The organism is Methanobrevibacter sp. (genome assembly GCF_017468685.1).
In the GTDB taxonomy this organism is placed as follows: domain Archaea; phylum Methanobacteriota; class Methanobacteria; order Methanobacteriales; family Methanobacteriaceae; genus Methanocatella.
Window position 1 is genome coordinate 1 of record NZ_JAFUHT010000076.1, and the last position, 6,394, is coordinate 6,394.

The following is a 6,394-nucleotide window of genomic DNA, read 5'->3' on the forward strand; positions in this document are numbered from 1 at the left end:
AAGCCCAGATTGGAATTCTCCTATTTTGTTTGTTTGCTTTTGCCATTCTTAATTTTTTAGCTAATGGTTTATTTCTACTCATTTTCTCACCTGTAATAATAATTATTTTTTATATCCAATAACACGAGTTTGATAATGTTCAGGGAATATGTCAAGTGAATTTCCACCCATATCATCAATCATTGTCCTTATTTCAACCTCAAAATCGGAACTGTTGTCCCTGTTTGATTTTTCCTTTGAAATCTCAAAGAGGTTTTCTGTTATCAGTCTGACGGATTTGTGACCGAAACTGTCCAGATTAATGTATTGCACATCTTTTCTGTCTTCAAGACTTTTAATTTGATTGATGCTTAATTTTGGGGTTCTGTCATCACGTCTTGTCCCGTCTGCAATAATATCATGATTTAAAGCCAGTTCCTCTACTGTTTTTTCGTGAATGTATTTTATTCCGTCATTGGGAAATCCGTCCTCCATAATCATTTCACAAGTCTCTTTCAGGATACTTTTATCCATTTTTAAAACGTTGTGCTTGAAACCTAGAGATTCAGCGGATTTGGCTGCCGGAATGTATGAATCGTAAACACCGAAGTTTGCGGTGTACAGTTCTGTGTCAAGACCTAATCTTTTAAGCATTACTGCCACAAAGGATGAGTCTTTGCCTCCACTATATAAAACAGCCGCTTTCATGTGATATTATTTCCTTGTAATTTTAATTTCTCTTTTCTGACCTGCAATTTGTCTTAAAAGGACTTTAAGCTGGTCATCAGTTACTTTTCCTCTTAGGCTGCCAGCCTGTGCTGACTGTATGAGCTGAATTTCGATTTGATTAACCAACTCCGGTTTGGTTAACTTGAGATTTGCTAATCTTTGACGAGCTTCAGGAGTCATGATTTGACCTAAGATTTGTTTTTTCTGAGCTTCGAATTGTGCTTGAGCTTCTTGCTGTTGAGCCTGAGCCATAGCCTGTTGTTGTGCCTGGTTCTGCGCAGCAGCCTGTTGAGCCTGCAATTCAGCCATTCTTTTTTGACGAATTTCATCTAAATTGCTCATATCAAACTCTCCTAAAAATTATAATTAATATTTTTCAAGTTCAGGAATGTCTTTAATTATTTCTCCGGAAATTTTATCTAAAAAGGATCTTCCTTGAGGAGTGACAACTCTTCCGCCTTCAACTTTTTCCACGTACCCTGCGTCTTCAAGCTGATGGAGTGCAGTTCTGATGATAGATCCGCTTCCTTTCATGAATTTTTCAGGACGTACGCCACGGTCTTTTTTGCCACCGTAGAAAGTTCTTAAACTTGAAACACCAACAGGTCCGTCAATGTAAACTCTTCTAATGATAGAAGCAGCTCTTACAAACCACCAATCAGGGTTTTCTGGTTTTCTTTCTTTGTGAACACCAGTTCTAACAAAATTGGACCATGCAGGAGACTCGATTTTATCGTTTTCTTTAAATTCTTCTGCGACTTTTTCAATTAATAAATCTGCAGGTACATCAAATACAGTAGTCATATTAATTCTCCAATATTTTATTTTATTGTAGCTTAATCCACTGTAAATTTAAGACCTAAAAAATAGGGCCTGTAACTCTAAATTTATAATGTTTAAGGCTTTTTCTTGTAGATTACAGCAACGTGTCCTCTAACGTCTACGAGCTTTGCTCTGGTTTGAGAGACTATATCGTCGATGTAAGCGTCTTTATCGCGAGCGATATTTTTTGCAAATTTAAGTTTAACGATTTCATTAGCTTTTAGCTGGCGTTTGATTTCTTCAATTACATTGTCGTTAACGCCTGACTTGCCAATGTTAATTGTCATCGCATTAAGAGCTCTATTCATTAATTCTTTTTTGTTTTGAATCATACTTAGCTCTCCTTTTTAACTTTTTCTCCCTGTGATAGGGAATTTTCATTACATGACCACATTCACCACAAAAAATGTTAACCTCTGAGTTAACTAGCCGGACGGTAGAATTGTGACCAGGCTTGAGAAAGGACTTGCAACTCTTGCAATACCTTCTTGACCATTCTTCTGGCACTTTGGTATTGTATTTGGTGGACAACTTCAATGCTAACTCCACATAGCGATTTGAACGTTCCGGATGGGTGATGAATTCCATCTCAGCCCGATTAAAAAGAATGTTCATTCTTTCAATCGCTATTTCAATCATCCACTTTGGTCGTTTTCCTCTACTCAAAAATATCCTCCCATTAATTGTAGGATATAATATTCAAAATTGAATTAAAATGATTTGCGCAAATTAAAACAAAAACCATAGTTATGATAACCTTAGGTTAATATGAATATTAAGAATAGATATGTTTATTGGTATTTATAAAGGTTGTGAATTTATCGGATTTTTTAGTGAAAATGAATTTTTGTAAAAAATATTTAATTCATCACAAAGGTTGTTTCAGCAGGAATTCCGATACTTGTTCACAAAAGAGAACAAGCAGTATTTAAAGGCTTGTTCACAAAACTATACAAGGAATATCGCAATCATGAAGAATTTAAATATTTCTCTTCACCATCATATAATTTCTCTCGAATATCAATTTTTTAACAAACAACTCATTAATTCTATTTTTGTCAGGAATTTCTTTTTTATTTTTGTTAAAAATTTCAACAAAGATGAATTTACTTTCATCTTGATCAAACAAGAAAGTTATTCTAAACCCTGACCTTGATCCTCTATTAATTCCTTTACAACGAAATTTTTTGATAATGAATGCAGGAACCGTAACATTGTTTTGTAAACCTGAAATATGCATACATATATGAGGAGCAAATCTATCAGATTCATTTAAATGTTGAATTAAGATATCATACAACAGTTTAAAATCATCCTTTAATGTTGGACAGTGATGTTTAGTAAGAATTTTGTTGAATTCTTTTTGGAACTTATGATGATATTCAAAAGTGTATCCTCTATATTCAGTCATCATAATCCCTCACAGAGTACTCTGGATCTCGGTAAAATACTGATTCATAATTTAATGCTTCATTATCTTTTGCTAATCTCCATGGAATGTCTCCGTGAGAATATTGACTTACTTCACCGGAATAGAAATGAGCAATCCTGTTAATTGTATCATCAATTACTTGCAATTCTTCCATAGATAATAAACTAACATCAGGTTCAGTTAAAGATGAATACTTATATTTGTTATAATTTATTACAAGTTCGGATGATTCATTGATTTTTCCTTCATCAATTAAATCTTTAATTGCTTCAAAAAAATGTGAAGGAACAGGCCCTCTTCTTTTCCTTAAGTAAATTTCTCCACTTATTGGCTGTTCGTATTTTTCATAATTGTCAAAATCAGAAAAATATAATAATTTATATAATAAAACTCTACCAAAATTTTCTTTTGATTCGCATCTGCTTATTATATAATGTATCATCGCTTTGAATTTTTCAGGAATATAAACTATATCTTCATTCATATTGATGCCTCCCAAAAGTAATTCTACAATAATATTCTATTTAATTATAAAATTATTTAAATATTATTGGAATATTTAATACAATTTATCAAAGAAATATTTTAAATACTTTTCTCAACTAAAAAAGCAATATTGCTTTAAGATTATGAAATCAGCCAGTCCATAAAATCAATTTCACCGACAGGACAGGTCACTTGCCCTGCAATGATTTTTTCTACTTGCCCCACAATCTCATCAACTGTCAGATCACTTGCATCAATTTCATGAACCTCTTCACCGTATCGGTCATAGGCTTCAGCCGAACACACTCCCAGAGCTTCGGCTTCAAGGTTTTCTCTTATTTTGGACTCAGAATATCCTCTTGCCTCAAGCCTTTTTTCAAGAATTTCCGGCCTTACCCTTAGGACAATCACCCTGTCTGCCCCGTCAAGAAGGTGTGTGACATGGCCTTCAAAAATCAGGAGTTCTTCTGATTCGTTGATGAGTTCACCTACATAGAGTGACAATTTTTCAATGTCTATGATTTCATAACCCTTATCCTCATCAACACCAATAATAAAACCATGACTTCTTGCAAGATCATTGATTTTAATTAAGCGTCCATTTAATTTAGAGGCAATTGTTGTCTTTCCGGTACACGGGGTGCCGGTTATAAAAATAGCAGTCATTTTTTCAGGATTACCCTCAATACGTCCTCATCCTCAAGAACATGATCAGGACCTACCTTCTGGCCCGGAAACTTGACTGATGTTCCCCATACCTTAGCATGTCTGAAATTTCTGACAAATTCCCTGTGAAGCTTACCGCATGCATCAATGACTGTTGAGCCTTTCTTGATAACCAAAGGATCTTCCATATCCGCTTTTCTTCCCTGAGGCTTTAAGTAAACACGAACCAAATCAAGATTATCGAATATTATATCCTTCAACTCATCGATATTGGTATTCTTGTCAGCTGAAATCGGGATGAAATCAGGAATGTATTTTTTAAGTTCCTTAAGATAAGCATCATCAACCAAATCAACTTTGTTCAGCAAAATCAGCATCGGAACATATGACTTGTTTCTGTCCAATACATCAATGAACTGATCCATCGTAACATCATCCCTGAAAAGGACATCTGCATTGATGTAGCCGTATTCGTTTAGAATTGACCTTATGGTCTTTTCATCAAGATATGTCAGCGGACATGTGCTTGAAACCTTTACCCCACCGAGCTTTTTCCTTTTAACTGTAACGTCCGGAGGCTGTTCGTTCGGCCTGATACCAATTGCCCTTAACTCTTTGATAATAACATCCAGGTGCTGCGGGTTGAAAGTATCAAGAACAATCAGAATCAAATCAGCTGTTCTTGCCACAGACAGGATTTCTTTTCCTCTTCCCTTACCGCTGCTTGCACCGGTGATGATTCCTGGAATGTCAAAAACCTGTATTTTGGCGTTTTTATGCTCCATTACACCCGGTACGATATCCAGTGTTGTGAACTGATAAGCACCGACCTTACTTTCAGCGTTTGTAATATTATTCAATAATGTTGATTTACCTACAGATGGAAATCCAACCAGAACCACGGTTGCATCCCCTGATTTTTTAACATGAAATCCCTGTCCTTTAGACCCTCCACTGCTTCTCTGCAATGATTCCTCTTTCAGTTTAGACAGTTTAGCCTTCAGTTTTCCAATATGGTGGGAAGTTGCCTTATTGTAAGGTGTTTTTGGATTTCTTCCTCAATATCTTTAATCTTTTCCTCAATACCCATCTAGTATGAACTCCTAAAATCAGTGATTAATATTTTAGTTTTTCATGATATAAAAAAGTTTATAAGGGCTTCAGCCCATGGACTTCCAAGTTGTTTGTTGATTTTTTTGATTACTTGAAACATTTTTTTATTGTTCAAATAGATCGGACATATTTTAAAATATATAAATAGGATTGGATATTATTTAATTATAATTTTAAATTAAAAAAATAAGAAGGATAGTAAAAATACTATCATATTAAATGGTTAATTAATATTTACAAATCAAATATTCATTTTTATTATGAATATTCAATTAATCAAACCATCAAACATGTGTTTTTTTGAAGGTTTAAGACCCATCTTTTTTTCTCTTTCAAGTTCGATTTTATTGATTTTTCCCAATTCTTCAATTGTAACTTCTTAAGGTTCCCAATAATCATCAGTGAACAAAACTCTTCTCACATATCTTTCTATTAACTCATCAATGGAGATGTTTAATTTTTCTGAATTTGCTTTTAGTTGTGCATTAATCATTTCATCACCAATTACTGTTTTTTACCAGACATTAAAACACCTCTAATGATTAATTGTTAATATTGGAGGGCAATTAATAATTGGAGTGTGTTGTCCTCACCATAATGAATAAGACTCATACAGAACTCAGATTTAATTAATAGGAAAGCAGATTAAAATCTACTTTTTAAGAATCTCTTCAATCTCACTTTTTTTCTTTGAAAGAAGAACAGCAACAACATCGATGGGAAAATTTTTCAGCAAATCATTAATAACTTCCTTTTTCCCATTATTTCTTCCTTCATTTCTAATCTGTGAAATCAATCCATTATAAGATTCTACCATATCAATCATCTCCATTAATTCATCCTGTTTTTCATCATCAATGTATTCAACAATATTTAAATACATCTCAACAACAATCTCATCAAATATATCATCAGGAATACAGTGCTTTTTGTCTGTGATATATGTGCAAATCTCTTCTGTAATTTCCGATTCACTCTCTTTAAGCTCAAATAAGGGTAGTGCTATCAGCAATGAGCATTCTAAATCTGTTAATTTTTTGTTGTTAGATAGTTTATCGCGGATTATACTTAAATCTTTCTGCTTGTTTATTGTTTTTGTTTTAATGATTTGTGGATGATAAGTTACATCAAAGTGAGTGTAGGCTTTTATCTTACCTATTTTAGAAA

8 protein-coding genes and 3 pseudogenes are annotated in these 6,394 nt (G+C 33.7%); all 11 read right to left on the reverse strand.

Features of this window, described 5'->3' with window-relative positions:
* Window positions 1-82 (reverse strand): annotated as a pseudogene (gene rpl39e / locus IJ258_RS09680) (50S ribosomal protein L39e); the annotation flags it as partial.
* Window positions 83-102: 20 nt separating this feature from the next.
* Window positions 103-687: a hypothetical protein gene (locus IJ258_RS09685; RefSeq protein WP_292806371.1), complete on the reverse strand. Its 585-nt coding sequence runs from the start codon at window positions 685-687 to the stop codon at window positions 103-105.
* 6 nt (window positions 688-693) lie between these two features.
* Complete coding sequence (locus IJ258_RS09690) at window positions 694-1,050, reverse strand: DNA-binding protein (protein ID WP_292806373.1); 357 nt, start codon at window positions 1,048-1,050, stop codon at window positions 694-696.
* A 24-nt stretch (window positions 1,051-1,074) separates the two neighbouring features.
* Window positions 1,075-1,512: a 30S ribosomal protein S19e gene (locus IJ258_RS09695; protein ID WP_292806375.1), complete on the reverse strand. Its 438-nt coding sequence runs from the start codon at window positions 1,510-1,512 to the stop codon at window positions 1,075-1,077.
* A 92-nt stretch (window positions 1,513-1,604) separates the two neighbouring features.
* The gene (locus IJ258_RS09700) at window positions 1,605-1,862 is read right to left on the reverse strand and encodes a YhbY family RNA-binding protein (protein WP_292806377.1); all 258 of its coding nucleotides are present in this window, start codon (window positions 1,860-1,862) and stop codon (window positions 1,605-1,607) included.
* Window positions 1,831-2,196: a ribonuclease P protein component 4 gene (locus tag IJ258_RS09705; protein ID WP_292806379.1), complete on the reverse strand. Its 366-nt coding sequence runs from the start codon at window positions 2,194-2,196 to the stop codon at window positions 1,831-1,833. The genes IJ258_RS09700 and IJ258_RS09705 overlap by 32 nt, the downstream gene beginning before the upstream one ends.
* Before the next feature lie 313 nt (window positions 2,197-2,509).
* Entirely contained in the window at window positions 2,510-2,944 is a 435-nt protein-coding gene (locus IJ258_RS09710; protein ID WP_292806381.1) for a hypothetical protein, read from the reverse strand.
* Window positions 2,934-3,446 carry a Panacea domain-containing protein gene (locus tag IJ258_RS09715; RefSeq protein WP_292806383.1) on the reverse strand — a complete coding sequence of 171 codons (513 nt, stop codon included), beginning with the start codon at window positions 3,444-3,446 and terminating at the stop codon, window positions 2,934-2,936. Before IJ258_RS09715 ends, IJ258_RS09710 begins: the two co-directional genes overlap by 11 nt.
* A gap of 143 nt (window positions 3,447-3,589) precedes the next feature.
* Window positions 3,590-4,114: an adenylate kinase family protein gene (locus tag IJ258_RS09720; protein ID WP_292806385.1), complete on the reverse strand. Its 525-nt coding sequence runs from the start codon at window positions 4,112-4,114 to the stop codon at window positions 3,590-3,592.
* Window positions 4,111-5,204 (reverse strand): annotated as a pseudogene (locus tag IJ258_RS09725) (OBG GTPase family GTP-binding protein). The gene IJ258_RS09720 and the pseudogene IJ258_RS09725 overlap by 4 nt, the downstream one beginning before the upstream one ends.
* A gap of 675 nt (window positions 5,205-5,879) precedes the next feature.
* A pseudogene (locus IJ258_RS09730) lies at window positions 5,880-6,394 on the reverse strand (hypothetical protein); the annotation flags it as partial.